This is a genomic window from Microbacterium sp. NPDC055357 (assembly GCF_053644835.1).
This window is the reverse complement of the sequence record NZ_JBSHLZ010000005.1, coordinates 82,242-100,230: the sequence shown is the minus strand read 5'-3', so window position 1 is coordinate 100,230 and position 17,989 is coordinate 82,242. Positions and strand designations below refer to the sequence as shown.

Sequence of the window (17,989 nt, the reverse complement as noted above, 5' to 3'; positions counted from 1 at the left end):
TTCGCTGAATGCGCGGTCGATAGGTCACACGAGCGGTGCACAGTAGCTTCCACTGATCTGTTCCTCTGAATCTGCGAATCTGACTCGTAGGTCCCCCCCTTGGACCTGTTCGTTCCAGAACGTCGAATCACCCCTGACTCGTCGCTGTGACTCTTGTCTAGCGCATGGTGGGAGCGGGGTGATGAACGCGTGCAGCCACATCACCCTCCGCGTCACCCTCGGATCACCCGAGGCGAGTCGCCGACGCGCCGGCTCGTCTGAAATCGCGGACCACCGGGGTGGGATGCCAGAGCATCCCCACCCCGGTGGTGTCGCGAGATCAGCGTCCGGGCGGATACGCCCCGTACGGAGCAGTCTCCGTCACGGCCACCCGCTCACCGTCCACGAACGTGCTCGCCCTCACCGACGCCTCCCCCGCGGGCACGGACGCCATACGGGAGTTGACCGACACCGCAACCGTCTTTCCGGGCGCAACGGCCGAGAACGTCTTGTTGCCGTATGCCGTGGTGATCACGATGTCCGCCGGCACCGCTGCCGTGTTGGTCGCCTCGACCGAGAGGTAGACCTTGCCCGCGAGCGTCCGCGGCGTCACGTCGACATCGACGCCGACGAGCTCGCCCTCGACGATGTAGATCTCCCGCACCTGGGTGTTGCCCTTCGTGTCGACATACACCTTGTACTCACCGACCGTGTACGTGCCCGCGGCGTTGTTGTCGATCGTGAACGTCTCGGTGACAGAGGACTCACTGCCGTCGACGCGCGTCTCGTTCACCGTGATGGTCAACTCGTTCGTGTCGCCCGTCAGCTTCTTCACGACCGCCGTCGGCTCGGCGTCGACGACGGCGTTGTCGACCGTCACGTACACGGCGCCGGGCGACGAGAACTCCGCGTTCTTCGCTCCGTCACCGAGCAGGAAGAATCCCCGCTGCTCGATGGCGCCGCGTTCGGGGAACGGGTCGGCGTTCGTCTCGAGGAACGTCGGGTTGACCGTGTACAGGTCGGTCTTGGAATCCGCGAGAACAGCCTGCACCCCGGAGTACGGGGCATCCGTGATCGCGAGGTTGACCGACAGGTAGACGGCGTCGGGGTTGGTGGCCGAGGTGCGCGACGAGAAGTAGGTGTCCGCGCTCTGCCCGTCGGGAACCGACAGCGGCACGACCTCGTCGCCGACGAGGACGTTGAACTCGAAGGCGCCGTACCCGCCGTCCACGAAGGTCGCCCACGCGGCATCCGACAGGTGATCGGGGCGCTCCACCTTGAACTCGAGCCGCATCGGTGCGACATAGGTCGAGCTGAGGTACTCGGGGTTGTCGAGCGGGAGGTAGACCCCGCCCGGAGCGTGTCCGAGTTCGAACGCCGCCGCGGGCCGCGTGTTGTTGCCGCGCCCCTCCCACATCGGGATGTTGAACGAGGTGGCGCCGAGCAGTGCCCGGCCGTCCAGCCGGCTCGCACCGACCTCAGCCGATGCGTCCTGGAAGGTCCCGATGGTGACGTCGAGCAGGTCGAGGTCGGAGCGGTCCGCGTTCAGTCCGGGAATGTCCGCCCACATGAACTTCGCACCGGCCGGCCCGGTGTACCGGGCCATCTCGAGCATGCCGTCGGCCATCATCTTGGTCATCTGCACGGCCGAATCCAGCGACATCCGCTCGTTGGCGGTGTGCCACCAGCGCTCGTTGCCCGGGATCACCGCGCCGAACGCGGTCATCTTGTTGCGGAAGTTGCTCGCCAGAGTGCCACCGGTCGTGCCCTGCGGATAGACGATGTCCCGGAGGGCGTACGGGTCCGCGAACGCCGCGGGATCGTGGTCGATCGAGGCCTTGTAGCTGCCGTACTGAAGAGCCGTCAGCGGGTTGTCGTGGGTAACGTACAGCCCGGCGCCGATGGGTGCTCCGAGAGCGCCGATCGTGAAGCCCTTCGACTCGAACGCCGCCGCGACCGCCGTCATCGCCTGAGTGGAGTCCTCGGCCGTGACGTGCATGCTGCGCACGTACATCGGCATGCTGAGGCTGCTCGTCTCGGCCGTGTAGAAGCTCCGCGGCACCTCGGAGTTGATGTTGGCCATGAGGGCGAAAGTCAGGTTCGGGGTGCCGTTGCTCGGATTGCGCAGCAGCGCCTCGGGAATCCCCATGTACCGGCCGATGTAGGCCTCCCCCTCGACGCCGTCACGGAAGAACAGGTCGGCGATGCCCTCGGCGGCCTTCTTGAGCTGCATGTCCGCCGCGGTGACGCCGCGGGACCCGAGCGCCTCGGAGATGAGGAACATGCCCCACACGACGGCGTTCTTGCCGTACTGCGGGGTCGGCATCTCCATCGCGACGTCGGTGTTGACCTCGAGCGTCAGCGAGTCGCCCGTGATCGTGGTCTGCACCTTCGGGGTGGTGCCGGCGGCTGCCGGAAGCCAGCCCTTCGCCGTCGCGGCCGCGGTGACCGCCGCGACGAATCCCTCACGCTCGGCGGCGCTTGCGCCGGCCACGTCGAGGGTGAAGGTGGCTCGCGAAGCGATCTGCGTCGTGCTTCCGTAGGCGATGTCCTTGAGCGTCGGGTCGCCGGCGCGCAGGGTCACCCCCGCGGTGGCATCCGTCAGCCGGAACGCCTTGGCGCTGTCAGCGGACAGATCCATCGACACCGGGGGCGTGACCGAGCCGGAGTTGCCGACGATGACCGGGAACCGCGAGTCGGAGGTGTATGCCGCGATCGGCATCTCCTCGCGGTTGAGGTTCTTGTAGGCCCAGTTGTCGTAGAAGCTCGGGTTGGCGTTGTACGGGATGGACTGGAAGGTGGCGGTGTTCGCCGCCGTGGGAGTTCCCGGGCCGCCGTCTTCGTAGATGCCCATCACGATGCGGATGCGGCGATCCAGCGGAAGCCCGGCCTCCATGAGCGCCTTGGCCGCGAGCAGCGTGGCCAGCGTCGGGCCGCTGTCGTCCTGGATGCCCGCTCCGTAGATCCAGCCGTCCTGGATATAGGGCGAGTGGTAGGCGCCGTCCATCCCGAGGTTGCCGTCGGCATCCCGCCACCGCTCCAGTTGCGCGGCCGTCACCGATGAGGTCGGCGAGTCGAGGTGGCTCAGCGCCATGATCATCTCCGGTGCATCCGGATCGCCGATCTCCATGTAGACGTACTTGTCGGCCTGTCGCTGGACGACCACCGGGAAGCCGAGGTCGTTGGCCAGTTTGACGACCCAGGCGAGCTTGGCGACCTTCCGGTCGTACTCGTACTGGTTGGCCTCGGTGTTGCTGACGGGGAAGGGGTACGCCGTCGCGGCCGTACCGCCTCGCGAGATCGAGTCGTAGCTCGATCCGTCGAGCATCGCGCCCACGAGGGTGAGGGGGTCGTAGGTGCCGTCGCCCACGCGGGCGCGTTCCACGAGACCGGCGAGCGCCTCGACTTCGGCGTGGATCTTGTCGCGCTCATCGCCTGACACCGACAGGTCGTAGGTGACGTTCGGCTCGAAGCGGTCGTCTGCGCCGACACCGCTCGTGCCTTCCTGGGCCGCGGCGCCTCCGCCGGCGATACCCATGGACAGAAGCAGAGACACGCCGAGTGTCAGTGCAAGTGGCTTCTTCCGCATTATCGTGATCTCCCTGGCTGGATCTGGATGAACGTGGGGGCGAACATCCTTGCTCGCCAAACGCTCCCAGTGTTTTCCCAGCGTGTCAACGGTCTCGCATCGGACGCGAGCGGGACCAGAAGAACGGATGCCGCGACCCGGCCATCGTCCACGCACGCGAGCGAACAGCCGCAGCGTCGCTCCGCCGGCGGGCTCGAAGACGTCGACGGACGACACCCAGGAGCCGTCGTCCTGCCGTGAGCGACTCGGTCCTGGAACTCATGGCGCGGCGAGCCCTGTCACAGGAACACGAGATCGAATCTTTCTTCGTCAGACCCTTCCTCTTGTCGTAGTTTTGTACTACACTCGGGGGCATGGCGGAGGACCCGTATCCCGAAGAAATGACACCGGTACGCCTGCCCGCCGAAGAGATCTTGGGTCATCTTCTGGATGCTGCGCTGGCCGACCATATGGACGCGAATCGTCGTCTGGCGCTTCGTGCGGGTCGTATCGTCGAGGCGATCGATACCGCGGTGCGGCACCCGTACGTGTACACATCTGTCGAGGGTCGGGCGGGGTCGAATCTGGCCGAGCGTGCCGTGATCGTCGATATCGCGTTGCGGCTGCAGCTGTCCGAGCGGGCGGTGAAGGATGTGGCACGACTGGTCCGTGACGCGCGTACCCGGTTGCCGATGCTGTGGCAGCGTGCCGAAGAGGGCTTCCTCTCGCTCTCGCTCGTGGAGTCCGCCGTCACCGGCGCCGCCCGACTGCTCCCCCCGTTCGGGGCCTGTGATGACGAACGGGCCGTCTCCGCGGCGGCGCTGCACGAACTGGACTCCCGGGCCGAGGAGTGGGCGGTCACGGTCACACCGGCCGGGTTCCGGTCCGCCTGGCCCGCCTGCTGGACACCCTCGATGCCCGCACCGCTGACGCCCGGCACACCGCGGCGCTGCGGGATCGCAAGGTCCTGGTCGAACACGTCGGCGACGGCATGGCATGGGTGTCAGCCCTGGTGCCGTCGATCGATGCGGTCGCGATCAAACGCCGCCTGACAGCGACCGCGAAGCACCTGGCCACACACCCCCACGAAACCCGATCCCGCGACCAGATCCGCGCCGATCTGCTCTCCGCCTGGGCCCGCGGCATCGGCACCCCCACCGCCGTGAAAACCAAAGTGTTCGTCACCATCCCCGCCACCCTCCTCGCCAGCAGCAGCAAGCCCGGCCGCGGCAGCGCCGGCGGCGTCGACCAAGCCAACGTCGGCGCGGGCGACGGTGACCAGGCCGGTGGCGTCGACCAGGCCGGTGCCGGCGCGGGCGGCCGCGACCAGGCCGATGCTGGCGCGGGCGACGGTGATCAGGCCGGTGTCGGCGCCAGCACGGGAGCCGGCGCGGATGTCCGCGCGGGTCTCGGTGAGAGCGCCTCCATCGTCGGACATGGGCCCCTGTCACCCCTCGCGGCGAAACAGATCTTCCTCGACACCAACGCCTTCCACCGGGTCATCACCGACCCGATCTCCGGCGTCATCCTCGACATGGACCGCCGCACCTACCGGCCCACCACCGCCCAACGCGACTGGCTCACCCTCCAACACGGCACCTGCGCCCGCGACGGCTGCACCCGCCTCGCCCTCGACGCCGACATCGACCACACCACCCCCTGGGCACACGGCGGACCCACCAACATCCGCCAACTCCGCCCCCTCTGCCCGCCCGATCACACGCATCGACATCGCACGAAGCTCGCCTACCGCACCCGCGACAACGGCACCGTCGAAGTCACCACACCCACCGGATTCACCTCCACCGAACCCCCACCCTTCTAACGGCGACGAACCGCGACACGCATACAGCCGCGAGGTCTCCGCTCGGACACCCACCCGGCCGCAACAGCGAACCCGCGCAGTCGCACACCCTGGCGACGGAGTCGTTCAGCGTTCCGCGACCGCCCCGAGGAGTCCCTGCCTGCGTGCGTGAATCACCGCCTGGTGACGGCTGTTCGTACCGAGCTTGGCGATCGTGCTCTTCATGTAGGTCTTCACCGTCGCCGGCTGAAGGCTCAGCTGCCGCGCCACGTCGGCATACGTCAGACCCAAGCTGACGAGCTCGAGCACTTCGGTTTCGCGACGGGTGAGGATCGTCGTGCTCGACGCGGGCTGTACACCCGCGAGTCGACGCGACGCCGCAATAACGCGTGACGCGACGGACTCGTCCGTGATGAGCTGCGCCAACTCGTCCAGTTCGGCCGACACCTCCTGGGCCGCGTGAGCGAGCTCGACATCACGCTCGGCCGCGGCCGCTTCGAGCAGAGTGATGCGGCGGTCCGCCTCGTCACGGATCTCGATCTCTCGGGCGAGTGCGTCCGCAGCGACGGCGAAGTCGTCTCGCGCACGAGTCCCCCACGTCACCGGGTGGTGCGTCGCCGCGTACGCGACCATCCTCGTCGCGCCGTTCACGACGATCGGCGCCGCCATGACCGACCGGATGCCCTCGGCGAGGACAGGCTCGTCATAGTCGTGGCTGATCGATGTCGCACGACGGTAGTCGGTGACAACGACGATGCTCTTGCCCGCGAGCGCCCGTCCGCCCGCACCGCTGCCCGGCTCGACGACCAGTTCACGCAGGCTGTCGGTGGTCGTTCCGGAGAACTCCGTCAGCCGCAGCCCGCCACCCCGTACGACGCCTCCGAAGACGATCGGAAACCGGGAGGCGACGCGAATGCCGCGCAGCATTCGTCGCAGTGCGTCCATATCTTCGCGTCTGCGCATCCGACCGCCCTCCTTGCCGTGTCGCGCCGATTGTATCCTCGCCCCGGCACGCACCCCCTTTGGGGGATGGTGCGCGGGTGCACGGATCGCGAAGCTTGTCTCAGCATGTCTTCGATGGGGAGGAATCCGATGGCCACGACCGTCAACAGCGAGCGCTTCCGGCAGGCTCGAGATCAGCTCGTCGCGCTCCGAGAGGATTACGCCCGCGCGCGTTCGGAGTTCTCGTGGCCCACGATCGACGGTGAGTTCAACTGGGCGATCGAGTGGTTCGACGCGATCGCACGGGGTAACGACGCACCTGCGCTCGTGATCGTCGAAGAGGACGGCCAGCGCACGACGCGCACCTTCGACGAGATGGCGTCACGCTCTGATCAGCTCGCGCATTGGCTGATGGGCCTCGGGGTCTCCCGCAGCGACGCGGTTCTGCTGATGCTCGGCAACCAGGTCGAGTTGTGGGAATCGATGCTGGCGCTCATGAAGATCGGCGCCGTGATCCTGCCCACGACACTCGCCATCGGCGGCAGCGACCTCGAAGACCGTCTCGTGCGCGGCTCGGTCACGCACGTCATCGCCGCGGCCGAGCACGCGTCGAAGTTCGACGGCATGGCGACCGCGGTCACCGGCATCCGGATCGGCGAGGGCCCCGCGACGTGGGCAGCCTATGAAGATGCCTTCCGCGCGCCGGCTGCTCCCGTCTCGCACCCTGGTACGCGGGCGACCGACCCCCTGCTGCACTACTTCACGTCGGGCACGACCAGCCGGCCGAAACTCGTGGAGCACACGCACGCCTCGTACCCGGTCGGTCATCTCACGACGATGTACTGGCTCGGGCTGCGGCCCGGCGACGTGCATCTGGCCATCAGCTCGCCCGGATGGGCCAAGCACGCCTGGAGCTGCTTCTTCGCCCCGTGGATCGCGCAGGCGACGATCTTCGTCTACAACTATGGGCGGTTCGACGCCGAGCGGCTGCTCGAGACGATGCGCGTCGAGGGAGTCACGTCGTTCTGCGCTCCGCCGACGGTGTGGCGGATGCTGATCCAGGCCGATCTCTCGGCGGGTCCGGGCGTTCTCCGCGAGACGGTGTCCGCCGGCGAGCCCCTCAACCCGGAGGTGATCGCGCAGGTCCGCGCGCAATGGGGACTCACGATCCGGGATGGATTCGGCCAGACCGAGATGACGGCGGTGATCGCCAACTCCCCCGGCCAGCAGATCCGCGACGGCGCGATGGGCCGGCCGCTTCCGGGATGCCCGATCGTGCTGGTCGACCCGGTGACCGGCGAACCCGCCGACGAGGGCGAGATCTGCGTCGACACGAGTGAAGCGCCGACCAACCTGATGACCGAGTACGTCGGGGATGCCGCCCGGAACAGCGACGCGTTCGCGGGCGGGTACTTCCACACCGGCGACATCGCCGTGCGCGACGAGAATGGCTACCTCACCTATGTCGGGCGGACCGACGACATCTTCAAGTCGTCCGACTACAAGATCAGCCCCTTCGAGCTGGAAAGCGTACTCGTCGAGCACCCCTCCGTCGTCGAGGCGGCGATCGTCCCTGCTCCCGACGAACTGCGGCTCGCGGTGCCGAAGGCCTACGTCGTGCTGGCCGACGGCGTCGAACCCACCGCCGAAACGGCCGACGCGATCCTCGTCTACGCGCGAGACCACCTCTCGGCGTACCAGCGCATCCGACGCATCGAGTTCTTCGAGCTGCCCAAGACGATCTCGGGCAAGATCCGCCGCGTCGACCTGCGCCAGCGCGAAGAGCGGATCGCGCGCGGTGAGGAGGTCGCACACGAGTGGCGTGACGACCACATTCGCGCGGCATCCGCGAAGAAGACTCCGCTCGCGGCCCGCCGTTCGTGAGGCGCGGGCGTCAGGGCAGACCCACGGTCATCTGAACGAGCTCGTCGAGCGTCAGGGCTGCGCCGCGCGTAGCGCTGTCCCGGCTCGGACCGATCGCGCACCTGCGGCACGCCGTGCACGACGCCCGACTGACGAAGGTGAATCAGCGCAACGCCGCGATGACGGGCGTCGCTCCCCCCGCTCCCGCACGGACCGTGACGTCTTTCATCATCAACTGAACGGATGCCGCACACCACCTGTCGCGCGTCCGGGCGCCGGCCCTTCTCGCGATGGCGAGTGGTCACCTGAGGTCATGGCGGCAGCGGCCGGCGGCATCCCCGATGCGCGCACCGCGGTCGTCACGGGCGCTCGACACTCTGGGAGTCGCTCTGACACCGGGGTGTCCGACTAACCTGAACGCAAGTCTGCGCGAGTGGGCGCGCTGAATCCTTCGGGAGGCGGCATGTTCGACTGGGAAGCGATGTTCTTGCCGAGCCTGCCGCTCGTCGAACTGGTGCTGCGCGGTACCGTCACCTTCCTCGTGCTGCTCGCGTTGGAGCGATTCCTCGGCCAGCGCGAGTCCGGCGGGCTGGGCGTCACCGATCTGCTGGTCATCGTCCTGATCGCCCAAGCGGCCGCACCCGGTCTCATCGGGACGCGTCCTCGATCACCGATGGGATCATCCTGGTCGCGACGATCATGGGCTGGAGCATCGCTCTCGACGCCGTCGCCTACCGATGGCCGCGGGCGGCGATCATCATCAAGGGCAAACCGCACCTTCTGATCGAGAACGGGCGACCCAATCGCCGAGCGATGCGGCGGGAGTTCTTATCGCTGGAAGAGCTGAGGAGCCAGCTGCGACTGCACGGCATCGAGGATATGAACGACGTGCGCCGGGCCTTCATCGAACCGAACGGCGAGATCAGCATCATCCGTCGCGACGGGGCGGAGCCCGATCAGCCGATCGAGCCGCAGGCTCCGTGATTCACACGCGCGGGCGAGCTCAAACGCTCGCACTACTGGCCGTCACCGCGCGCGGCGGCAGCCTCGCTCGTCGACTGCTGAGTAGTGCGCCAACGGCCCGGCCACGATCATTTCGCCGAGTACTCGGCCGAGAGCAAGTGAGCGAAAGCACCCCGGCGCCAGTCGGTCGGGAGGCGAAAGACCCCCACGGTGCGCGGCACGGTCAGTCACTCATGCAACCAGAATGCCGCGACGAAAGCGGTGCGCGCCGACCGGGAGTGTGGTTGTATGCTAACCAATCGGTCCGAGAGGATCGCGGAGGGAACGACGATGTCAACGCTGACGATGATGCCAGATGAGGTACGCGAGGCGATCGCGGAACTCAACGCCAAGGTGAATGCGGACCCAGAGCTTGCCCGCATGTTCAAGGAGGAGCCGACGTCGGTTCTCACGGGGGTGGGGATTCCGCCGGCCTCGGTCGACGCCGTACTCAACTACGACGCAAGTCTGCAGGAAACGGAAGCTCGGCGGCACCAGTGCTGCGACGGGACCTGCTGGTTCACCATCAGCATGTGTCCCGGCACGTGCTTCGTCTCCATCCACTAGGTGCCAGGCGCCCCCGCACCGTCGGACGAAATCGAGGTGGCTCCTCGGCCGTCCGTGATAACGACGCTCGAGGCCGCCGTCCGACGTGCGTCGGATCGGTGGTCTCTCGCGCATGCTGACGACTGGATCCGTGTCTCCTCGAACACCTCGGTGCCGGAGCAAGGTTGGAAGATCCACCTGTCGGCCTCGCCGCTGACAGTCGACGCCGTGCTCGAATCAGCACTGCCCGTCTTGCTCTCTCACGACTGCGCCTTCAAGGTGCTGCGCTCACACGAGCTTCTCGGAATACTCAATCAGGGTCACGGCGAGAACTTCAGCCAGGTCGGAAAATTCATCACGGTGTATCCGCCGAGCGACGATGGTTTCGTCACGCTGGCGCGGGAGGTGGATGCTGCGACGTCGCATCTTCACGGCCCGGTCATCTCCTCCGATCGCCCGGTACGACCCGGCAGCATCGTCTATTACCGCTACGGTTCGTTTCGCGCACGGTGGCTGCAAACCCCGCTCGGCGAGTACCTGCCCGCTCTCCTCGGGCCCGACGGCGTTCCCGTCCCGGACGAGCGGGGGTCGCGCTTCTCGCGTCCCGATTGGGTCTCCGATCCGCTCGCCACGCTCGAGGGCGACGACGACGACGTATCAGGCGACCGCGACTCCGGCGATTCCCCCGCACTCGTCGCTGGACGCTTCGTCGTCGTGGGGGCGCCGCTGCACACGAGTGCGCGGGGTGCCGTGCATCTCGCGCTCGATCTGCACACGCGGCAGACAGTCGTGCTGAAACACGCCCGACGCGGCGGGGTGATCGAGTCGAGCGGTCTCGACGCGCGCGATCGGCTACGCCACGAATCGAACATCCTCACTCAGCTCGCCGACGACTCGCGGATCCCACGGCAGTACGGTCTGTTCGAGTTCAAGGACGATCTCTTCCTGGCCTTGGAGGACATCCCCGGCTCCACCATCACGCGCGCTGTGAGCGACCGGTATGAAACAGGCGCCGAATATGACGAGGACTGGGTGGTCGGCATCGCGTCCGAACTCGCCTCGCTGGTCGCCGGAATTCATGAGCGCGGCTTGGTCTTGCACGATCTCAAGTCGTCCAATGTGATCCTGGGCAACGACGACCGCCCGCGTCTGATCGACTTCGAGCTCGCCGCACCCGTCGGCTACGCGGCTCCCGACCGTCGAGGTTACGGCACGCCCGGGTACATGGCGCCCCAGCAAAGAGACGGCGAGTCGTCGAGCGTCGCGGACGACGTCTTCTCCTTCGGTGCGCTCCTCTACTTCCTCACCACGGGCGCCGAACCCTCTCAGGCGCCCGATGTGAACGACCTTCTGGCACGCCGACCGTTACTGATGAACCCGCGCATGCATCCGCTGTTGGCTCAGCTGATCGAGCGCTGTCTGCGGTCGGATCGGGCAAGCCGTCCGGCCACGATGCACGATATCTCCAAAGCTCTGGACTCCCTTCGGCATGACGTGGCGAACGCCACCGCGGCACACCGAGACACTGCGAACGATGGGCAGACGGCCCAACAACACGCCATGCGCCGTGCACGAGAACTCTTCTCCGCCATGGACGCAACGGTTCATCGCGACGGCGATCGGACCTTCTGGCGAACACGTCATCCGCAGGCTCGCGGGTTCGATGCCGGCGACATCAACATAGGTGGTGCCGGCGCAGTGCTCGCCTACGCCGAACTCGTTGACGCATGCGACGGTGATGAGGAGGCACGCGACGTGCTCCGCCGAGCTGCGCTCTCGCTGCGGTATGCGCCGGTCGCCGACGGTGCTCCGCTGGCCGGGCTCTACGTTGGTCTTGCGGGCCGGGGCGCAGCCATCCTGCGAGCCGGACAGGTGCTCGATGACCTCGGACTGATCGCAATCGCGGAAGAAATCAGCGATCATGTCGCGCGCATGCCCGGAACAGCACCCGACCTTTTCAACGGCTTAGCCGGACGCGTCAGGTTCCACCTGCTCGTTCACCAGGTCGTGGGTGGCAGCCGCCACCTGCAACACGCTGAATTCGCGGGCACGAGACTCCTCGACGATGCGAAACCCGATGAACACCGACGACTCAGTTGGTCCCTGGCAGATGGCTTCGGCAAGCTCGCCGGCCCCATCGGCACCGGCTACGCACACGGCTACGCCGGGATCGGCGACGTTCTCATCGACCTCCACAATGCGACAGGCGGAGAGCGGTGGCGTGAAACGGCCAGTCAGATCGCTGAACGGCTGGAGTCTCTCGCGGTGACCACCCCGTCACAGGGGACGCGCTGGCCCGACCACGCGGACGGTTCGGGTGTAATGACCGGGTCGTGGTGCCACGGTGGTGCAGGGATCGCGATCTTCTTCCGATCGGCGGGGAAAGCAGGGATCGGAGCACGGTCTTTGGAACTGCTCGAACGCGCGGCGCGCACAGCTGCAAGCTCAGGACGACACCTCGGTCCCGCCCAGTGCCACGGGCACGCGGCGACTATCGAATTGCTGTTGGACGCTTACCAGTCGACCAAGAACGAAAACTACCTGACCGAGGCCGCTGCGGTCGGACGCCTGCTGGATGCGTACGCCTCCGCGACCGAGCACGGCGTGCTGTACTTCGGTGACATCCCGAATGTGACGAGCCCCGACTACATGCTCGGATACGCGGGCATCGCGATGACTCTGCTACGTCTCGCCGAACCCGACACTCGCCCGAGGCAGCTGAGCCTCAACGGTTTCTCCCACCGCGCACCGGCACACTGAGCCTCGACGGTTTCTCCCACCGCGCACCGGCACACTGAGCCGCACCGAGCTTCGCCTCCGATGATCACCAGCGTCCGCGCCTAAACGAGATGCTGTCGTCTACCGGTGGCCGCGAGCAGCGTCGTCAAGGGCGACCGCACCTTCTGATCGAGAATGGGAGGCCAAACAGCCGCCCGAGCGAGCTCGTCGAAGCTCGCTTCGGCGCTGCAGGCAAACGCAGTCTTGCCTGGAAATGTCGCCGGCGTCAGCGCCGTCGGCGCCGCCGTTGATGACCTCAGTCGAATGCGCGCCAGGGTCAGGCGCACGGTTCGTACGGCGGTGTCTGCAGTGACGTGGCCGTGAGAGCCCAGATCACGTCGCCGCCATCCGAGTACGAGAGGAAGAGCGCCGCACCCGCATCGCCGGGAACCTTCAGGTAGAGACGGTCGCCGACGCCTGGGATCTCGACCGCGTCCGGGTACGCCGCGCGCGCATCCTCGACGCTCGAGCCGATTCCGATCCCCTCAGGCGTGATCGGGCCCGCGGCCGCGGCTTCATCGGAGGGGGCGGACACCGCGACCAGAACGACCGGCGCGTCATCGTCGCCTTCGGTTTCGCGCTGGACCACCAGGCTGTATCCGTCGCGGGGCGCCGAGCCGACCCATTCACACCCGGGTGTCGTCGCAAATTCGGGGATCGCCGCAGTCGCCGAGGAGAACGGCTCGCCGACGCGAATTCCTTCGATCTCATCGGGGCCTGCCGTTGCGGCCGGCGAGGATGCCGTCGGCGTCGCGCTGATGCCCACCGGATCGGTCGGCCCTGTCGTGGCCGGTGTCGCGCACGCGGTGAGCGAGACGGCAAGAATTACGGCGACGAATGCTGCGGCGGATCGAGTGCGAATGGACATGGCCTGCTCCTTCATCTCGGTCCGAGCGACGCTACGCCCGCGTCCCGCCGTCTCCCGCGCATACCCACGGAATTCCCAGGGCGACCGCGCTCGGAACGTATGGACGGTGGCCGTTATCGGTGTGTTAGCGAAGCACCGACGTTCTAGATAGACGCCCGGCCCGCCCCGTCAGCGATCGGTGCGCCACCGCCGTGCACGAACGGCGATGGCGCACTCCCTCAGAGTCGGATCGTCAGTGACGGATCGTCATCTTATTCGCGAACTCGTCGATACCGTAGGGGCCGAGCTCGCGGCCGAAGCCGCTTCGCTTAATTCCACCGAACGGCAGATCTGCTTGAGATCCGCCGGCTTGGTTGACGTACACCATTCCCGCGTCGATGCGCGAGCCCACTTCGCGCGCACGGTCACGGTCGCTGCTGAACACGCTCGAGCCGAGTCCGAAGCCGGTGTCGTTGGCGAGGTCGATGGCTTCCTCGACGTTCACGGCCGAGAACAGAACGAAGACGGGCCCGAAGATCTCCTCGGCGTACGCAGCGGTGCCAGGCTCAACGCCGGTAAGCACTGCTGGTGTCATCATCGCGCTCGCACCGTCAATCAGATCACCACCGGTGTGCAGTGTGGCGCCGTCTTCTACGGCCTGCCGCACCTGAGCGACGACGTCCTCCGCTGCTTTCCGCGAGGATAGCGGCGCGAGCATCGTGGCGGGATCCTCGGGGTCACCGACCGTGTACCGCTCGACCTGGGCGACGACCGAAGTGAGCATCTCGTCGTAGAGCTCGTCGAGCACGATGACGCGCTTGGGCGCGTTGCACGCCTGGCCGGCGTTGCTCAGACGCGACTCGACGATCGTGGCCGCCGTGTCAGCGACGCTGTCGGTATCGAGCACGACGAGGGGATCCGAGCCGCCCAGCTCGAGTACGACCTTTTTGAGGTGTCGCCCCGCGGCCTCGGCGACGGCCCTGCCCGCGCGCTCGCTTCCGGTCAGCGAGACACCCTGCACCGCCGGGTGGGCGATGACCCGCTCCACCTGTGACGTATCGATGAAGACGTTCCGATAAACGCCCTCAGGAACGCCCGCCTCACGCAGGACGTCCGCGATCGCGAGCGCCGTCTCGGGGCAGTTGGATGCGTGCTTGAGCACCATCGTGTTTCCCAGCACGAGGTTGGGCGCGACGAAACGGGCGACCTGGTAGGCGGGGTAGTTCCACGGCATGATGCCGAGGATGACGCCCGTCGGGAGGCGTCGGATCGTCGCCTTCCCGCCGACGATCTCCAACTCCTCGTCGGCAAGGAGATCGTCGGCCCTGTCGGCGTAATAGGTAAAGATCGACACGACGGTCTCGATCTCGCCGCGGCCTTCCGTAGGACGCTTGCCCATCTCCCGCGTCATGGTTCGCACGAGCTCGTCGCTGCGCGCGGCGAACACCTCGGCCACGCGCCGCGTGATAGCGGCGCGTTCGGCGACTGTGAGTTCGCGCCAGGAGCGGAACGCGTCCGCTGCCGTCTCGATCTCGTTGTCGAGCTCTGCGTCACTCAAGGTGGGGTACTCGCTCAGCGTCTCCCCGGTCGCGGGGTTCACAACTCTATACATGTCAGTCTCCTTGGTCGATGTGGTTTCGGCGGTGCGGGCGCGACTACAGCAACTCGCGCTTGCGCAGATTGGACACGAACTCCCAGATGCCGATCTCCCATCGCGGAGCGTTCTGGGCATGCATGACGGTGTTCACCAGAGTTCCAAGCGACGGGTTCGAGATACTGACGACGTCGCCCAGCTCGTGCGTGAACCCGGCACCGGGCGCGTGTCGATCCTGTGTGGGGGCGAACAGCGTTCCCGTGAACAGCACGAAGCCGTCAGGGTACTGGTGATGGTCGCCCCATGCGTGCTGGATCAGACTCTCCGGGTCACGGCTGATGTTGCGCATCGAGCTGTATCCGTCGAGCACGAACCCGTCAGGTCCGTCGACTCTCAGTCGGACGTCGAGACCGCGCACGGTATCCATGTCGAACTGTTCATCGAAGACGCGGACGAAGGGACCGATCGCGCACGAAGCGTTGTTGTCCTTCGCCTCGGTGAGTAGAAGCGCGCTGCGACCCTCGAAATCGCGCAGGTTTACGTCGTTGCCCAGGGCCGCACCGATCGCCACACCGTCACCGCGCACGACGAGCACGACTTCGGGCTCCGGGTTGTTCCACGTCGATTCGGCGTGGACCCCGACGGCATGGCCGGAGCCGATCGCCGACAGGACGGGCGCTTTCGTGAAGATTTCCGGGTCGGGGCCGATGCCGACCTCGAGGTACTGCGACCACAGCCCCTCCGCCTGCAACAGCTGCTTCACCTTCGCAGCCTCAGCGGATCCCGGCCGGATCGTCGAGATGGCACCACCGATGGTTTCAACGAGCTGGTCACGGATGCTGTCGGCACGGGCAGCATCACCGCCCGCGCGCTCCTCGATGACGCGCTCGAGCATCGACTCGACAAAGGTGACCCCCGCAGCCTTCACGACCTGCAGGTCGATGGGAGCGAGGAGCCGCACGTCGGCTGCGGTCGGATGCTGCGGGTCGAAGTCGAGCGCTGAGTCGAGACTCCATCGCTTACGGCGGGCGTCGGAACGCGCACTGCGCAGCAGCGTGGGAAGATCGGGTTCCGCGAACAGGACAGTCGTCGTCGGCCCGAGGTCGGTGATATCGACGAGCTGGTCGCCATCCACGACGACCAGACTCGCGCCCGCTGCTTCGGCAGAATGGACGCGCCCGACAAGGAGGGCGTCCGCGTCGGCGGGCAGCACGTCATGTGCGCGCAGTCGAGTGCTCATTTCGCACCTCGCTGCTCTTGGACGGCCGACCCGGCGTCAACGATGCCGGGCTCACCGCCCTCATACCACGCGAAGAACTCCCAGAACTCTCCGTTGGGGCCGTCAAAGTAGATGCACCGGGCGTTCCATGGATAGTCGCGGGGCTCGGCCGAGAAGTGCACGCCCCGACCGCGGTACTCCTCGTAGATGCGGTCGATCTCGGCTGGCGATTCCACCTCGCAGGCCAGCATGACTGTGCGTCCGGGCCCGGCGGCAGCGTGCCCTGGGACACCCGTGGTCTTCTCGAGCTGGCCACTTTCCCACAGGGCGAGAATCACACCGGGTCCCTGGAAGTCGGCGAAGCCGGGCATGCGGCTACGCAGCGTGAACCCGAGCGTCTCGACATAGAAGGCGATGCTTCCGTCAAGATCGGGGGTGATCAGGCAGATGTCGGTGATGGTCGGGCGGCGGTGCGCGCCACCGCTATTGGCCAGCAGGCTCATGGGGGGTCCAATCGTTCTCGTGGGGGAACATCCAGCGGGTCGGCATCAGGGCATCCGCACCGACCATCACGACGTCACCGCGGTCATCGACCATGACGTCGGCGTTCGGCGCGTAGGTGCCCATCAGCTCACGGCACACGCCGCACGGGTTGGTGACGACGATGTCGCCGGCGTCGTTCTTGCAGACCGCCACCATGGTGCGCAGGTCACCCGCGCCCGCCATCTCGGCGTTCGCGATCGCCGATGATTCGGCGCACACGTTGACACGCCGGGACCCGATGTGCAGACCGAGGTAGACGTTGCCGTCGTCGGCGCGCACAGCGGCAGCGACCTGGTGGATGTCGGGGTCGTGCCGGGCAATGAGCAACTGTTTGGCCGCGTCGTACAATTCGACCTCAGATGCGTCTGGGACACGGGTCATCATGCCTCCTCGAGCTTGGGGGTGGCGATGCGCATGCCACCCGACTTGGACGTCCTGGCGAGCACGACGAGTCCGATGAACGCCACCACGTAGGGCAGCATCTGTGCGAACTGCGGAGGCATGATCGATTCGTCAACGAGAATCGAGGTGGCCGTGGCCATCCCGAAGAGCACGCACATGAGCGTGAGCAGGCCGACCCGGCCGCGGCAGAAGATCACCGCCGCCAGCGCGACGAAGCCCAGCCCACTCGTCATCCCCTCGGTGAATAGCGACAGCTGGCCCATGCTCAGCTGCACCCCCGCGAGCGCGCACAGCATGAAGCACCAGACCTGTGCGAGGACGCGCATGAGGGTGACGTTGCCTCCCGCAGACTCAAGCGCCTCCGGGTGCTCGCCCGCGGCCTTGAGATGGCGCGCGATGATCGTATAGCGGGCCGCCAGGGCGAGGCCGATCACGATGACCCAGCTGATATAGGTCAGCACCGTGTGCCCGGACAGGATGGCACCCACGATCGGCACGCCGTCGAGACCGGGAACCGTGATCTTCGCCAGCGACGGGATGGCCGTGTCACTCAGCGTCCCCTTCACTCCATAGAAGCTGCGCAGCATGTAGACGGTCGCGCCCGCGGCGAAGATGTTCAGCACGATGCCGGCCACGAACACATTGACCTTGAAGACCGACACGAGGATTCCGAACAAAGCTCCGGCAACCGCGCCGAGCAGCACCGTGAGCGTCACGGCGAGGAGGGCATCGCCTGTCGCCAAACCGATCACGACACCGAAGAACGCGCCGAAGAGCATGGCGCCTTCGAGCCCGACGTTCAGGTCCTTCGTCCATGAGGTCAGAAGGCACCCGAGTGCTGCGAGCAGGATCGGCGTGACGAACCGGACACCGGAGGACAGGAACGCGTCCAGGATCTCCAT

15 protein-coding genes are annotated in these 17,989 nt (G+C 66.7%); 7 read left to right on the top strand and 8 right to left on the bottom strand.

All coding sequences use genetic code 11. The features are described 5' to 3' along the window. Window positions 1–319: 319 nt before the first annotated feature. Complete coding sequence (locus ACWICD_RS08735) at window positions 320–3,517, bottom strand: M20/M25/M40 family metallo-hydrolase (RefSeq protein WP_454139936.1); 3,198 nt, start codon at window positions 3,515–3,517, stop codon at window positions 320–322. Between the two features lie 404 nt (window positions 3,518–3,921). Here ACWICD_RS08735 and ACWICD_RS08730 point away from each other — a divergent pair, with 404 nt between their 5' ends. Together ACWICD_RS08730 and ACWICD_RS08725 are read left to right on the top strand one after the other, a co-directional pair. After that, window positions 3,922–4,599, top strand: coding sequence for a hypothetical protein (locus ACWICD_RS08730; protein WP_454140010.1), 678 nt, complete (start codon window positions 3,922–3,924; stop codon window positions 4,597–4,599). Beyond that, complete coding sequence (locus ACWICD_RS08725; RefSeq protein WP_454140008.1) at window positions 4,497–5,372, top strand: HNH endonuclease signature motif containing protein; 876 nt, start codon at window positions 4,497–4,499, stop codon at window positions 5,370–5,372. Before ACWICD_RS08730 ends, ACWICD_RS08725 begins: the two co-directional genes overlap by 103 nt. A 105-nt stretch (window positions 5,373–5,477) precedes the next feature. Here the strand turns inward: ACWICD_RS08725 and ACWICD_RS08720 are convergent, their stop codons facing one another. After that, window positions 5,478–6,314 (bottom strand): helix-turn-helix transcriptional regulator, encoded by an 837-nt coding sequence (locus ACWICD_RS08720; RefSeq protein WP_376127770.1) that lies wholly within the window; start codon window positions 6,312–6,314, stop codon window positions 5,478–5,480. A 129-nt stretch (window positions 6,315–6,443) separates the two neighbouring features. Between ACWICD_RS08720 and ACWICD_RS08715 the strand changes: the two genes are divergently transcribed. The 5 genes from ACWICD_RS08715 (at window position 6,444) to ACWICD_RS08695 (ending at window position 12,464) form a co-directional block, all read left to right on the top strand. Then, on the top strand, window positions 6,444–8,177 hold the full coding sequence (locus ACWICD_RS08715) for an AMP-binding protein (protein ID WP_454139935.1): 1,734 nt from the start codon (window positions 6,444–6,446) through the stop codon (window positions 8,175–8,177). 412 nt (window positions 8,178–8,589) lie between these two features. Beyond that, entirely contained in the window at window positions 8,590–8,940 is a 351-nt protein-coding gene (locus ACWICD_RS08710) for a DUF421 domain-containing protein (RefSeq protein ID WP_376127780.1), read from the top strand. After that, window positions 8,856–9,140 (top strand): DUF421 domain-containing protein, encoded by a 285-nt coding sequence (locus tag ACWICD_RS08705; protein WP_376127766.1) that lies wholly within the window; start codon window positions 8,856–8,858, stop codon window positions 9,138–9,140. The genes ACWICD_RS08710 and ACWICD_RS08705 overlap by 85 nt, the downstream gene beginning before the upstream one ends. 309 nt (window positions 9,141–9,449) lie before the next feature. Next, entirely contained in the window at window positions 9,450–9,725 is a 276-nt protein-coding gene (locus ACWICD_RS08700) for a hypothetical protein (protein ID WP_376127765.1), read from the top strand. After that, window positions 9,726–12,464, top strand: a complete 2,739-nt coding sequence (locus ACWICD_RS08695) for a class III lanthionine synthetase LanKC N-terminal domain-containing protein (RefSeq protein WP_454139934.1) — start codon at window positions 9,726–9,728, stop codon at window positions 12,462–12,464. 295 nt (window positions 12,465–12,759) lie between these two features. On the opposite strand, the gene ACWICD_RS08690 is transcribed toward ACWICD_RS08695, so the two are convergent. From ACWICD_RS08690 to ACWICD_RS08665, 6 genes are all read right to left on the bottom strand, one after another. Continuing rightward, on the bottom strand, window positions 12,760–13,350 hold the full coding sequence (locus ACWICD_RS08690; RefSeq protein WP_454139933.1) for a hypothetical protein: 591 nt from the start codon (window positions 13,348–13,350) through the stop codon (window positions 12,760–12,762). 232 nt (window positions 13,351–13,582) lie between these two features. Then, a complete protein-coding gene (locus ACWICD_RS08685) occupies window positions 13,583–14,941 on the bottom strand; it encodes an NAD-dependent succinate-semialdehyde dehydrogenase (protein ID WP_454139932.1) in 1,359 nt (452 codons plus the stop codon). A gap of 43 nt (window positions 14,942–14,984) precedes the next feature. Beyond that, window positions 14,985–16,163, bottom strand: a complete 1,179-nt coding sequence (locus ACWICD_RS08680) for a fumarylacetoacetate hydrolase family protein (RefSeq protein ID WP_376127759.1) — start codon at window positions 16,161–16,163, stop codon at window positions 14,985–14,987. Then, entirely contained in the window at window positions 16,160–16,645 is a 486-nt protein-coding gene (locus ACWICD_RS08675) for a VOC family protein (protein WP_376127757.1), read from the bottom strand. Before ACWICD_RS08675 ends, ACWICD_RS08680 begins: the two co-directional genes overlap by 4 nt. Next, window positions 16,626–17,066 carry a cytidine/deoxycytidylate deaminase family protein gene (locus ACWICD_RS08670; protein WP_376127756.1) on the bottom strand — a complete coding sequence of 147 codons (441 nt, stop codon included), beginning with the start codon at window positions 17,064–17,066 and terminating at the stop codon, window positions 16,626–16,628. Before ACWICD_RS08670 ends, ACWICD_RS08675 begins: the two co-directional genes overlap by 20 nt. After that, a complete protein-coding gene (locus ACWICD_RS08665; protein ID WP_376127754.1) occupies window positions 17,066–17,989 on the bottom strand; it encodes an ABC transporter permease in 924 nt (307 codons plus the stop codon). Before ACWICD_RS08665 ends, ACWICD_RS08670 begins: the two co-directional genes overlap by 1 nt.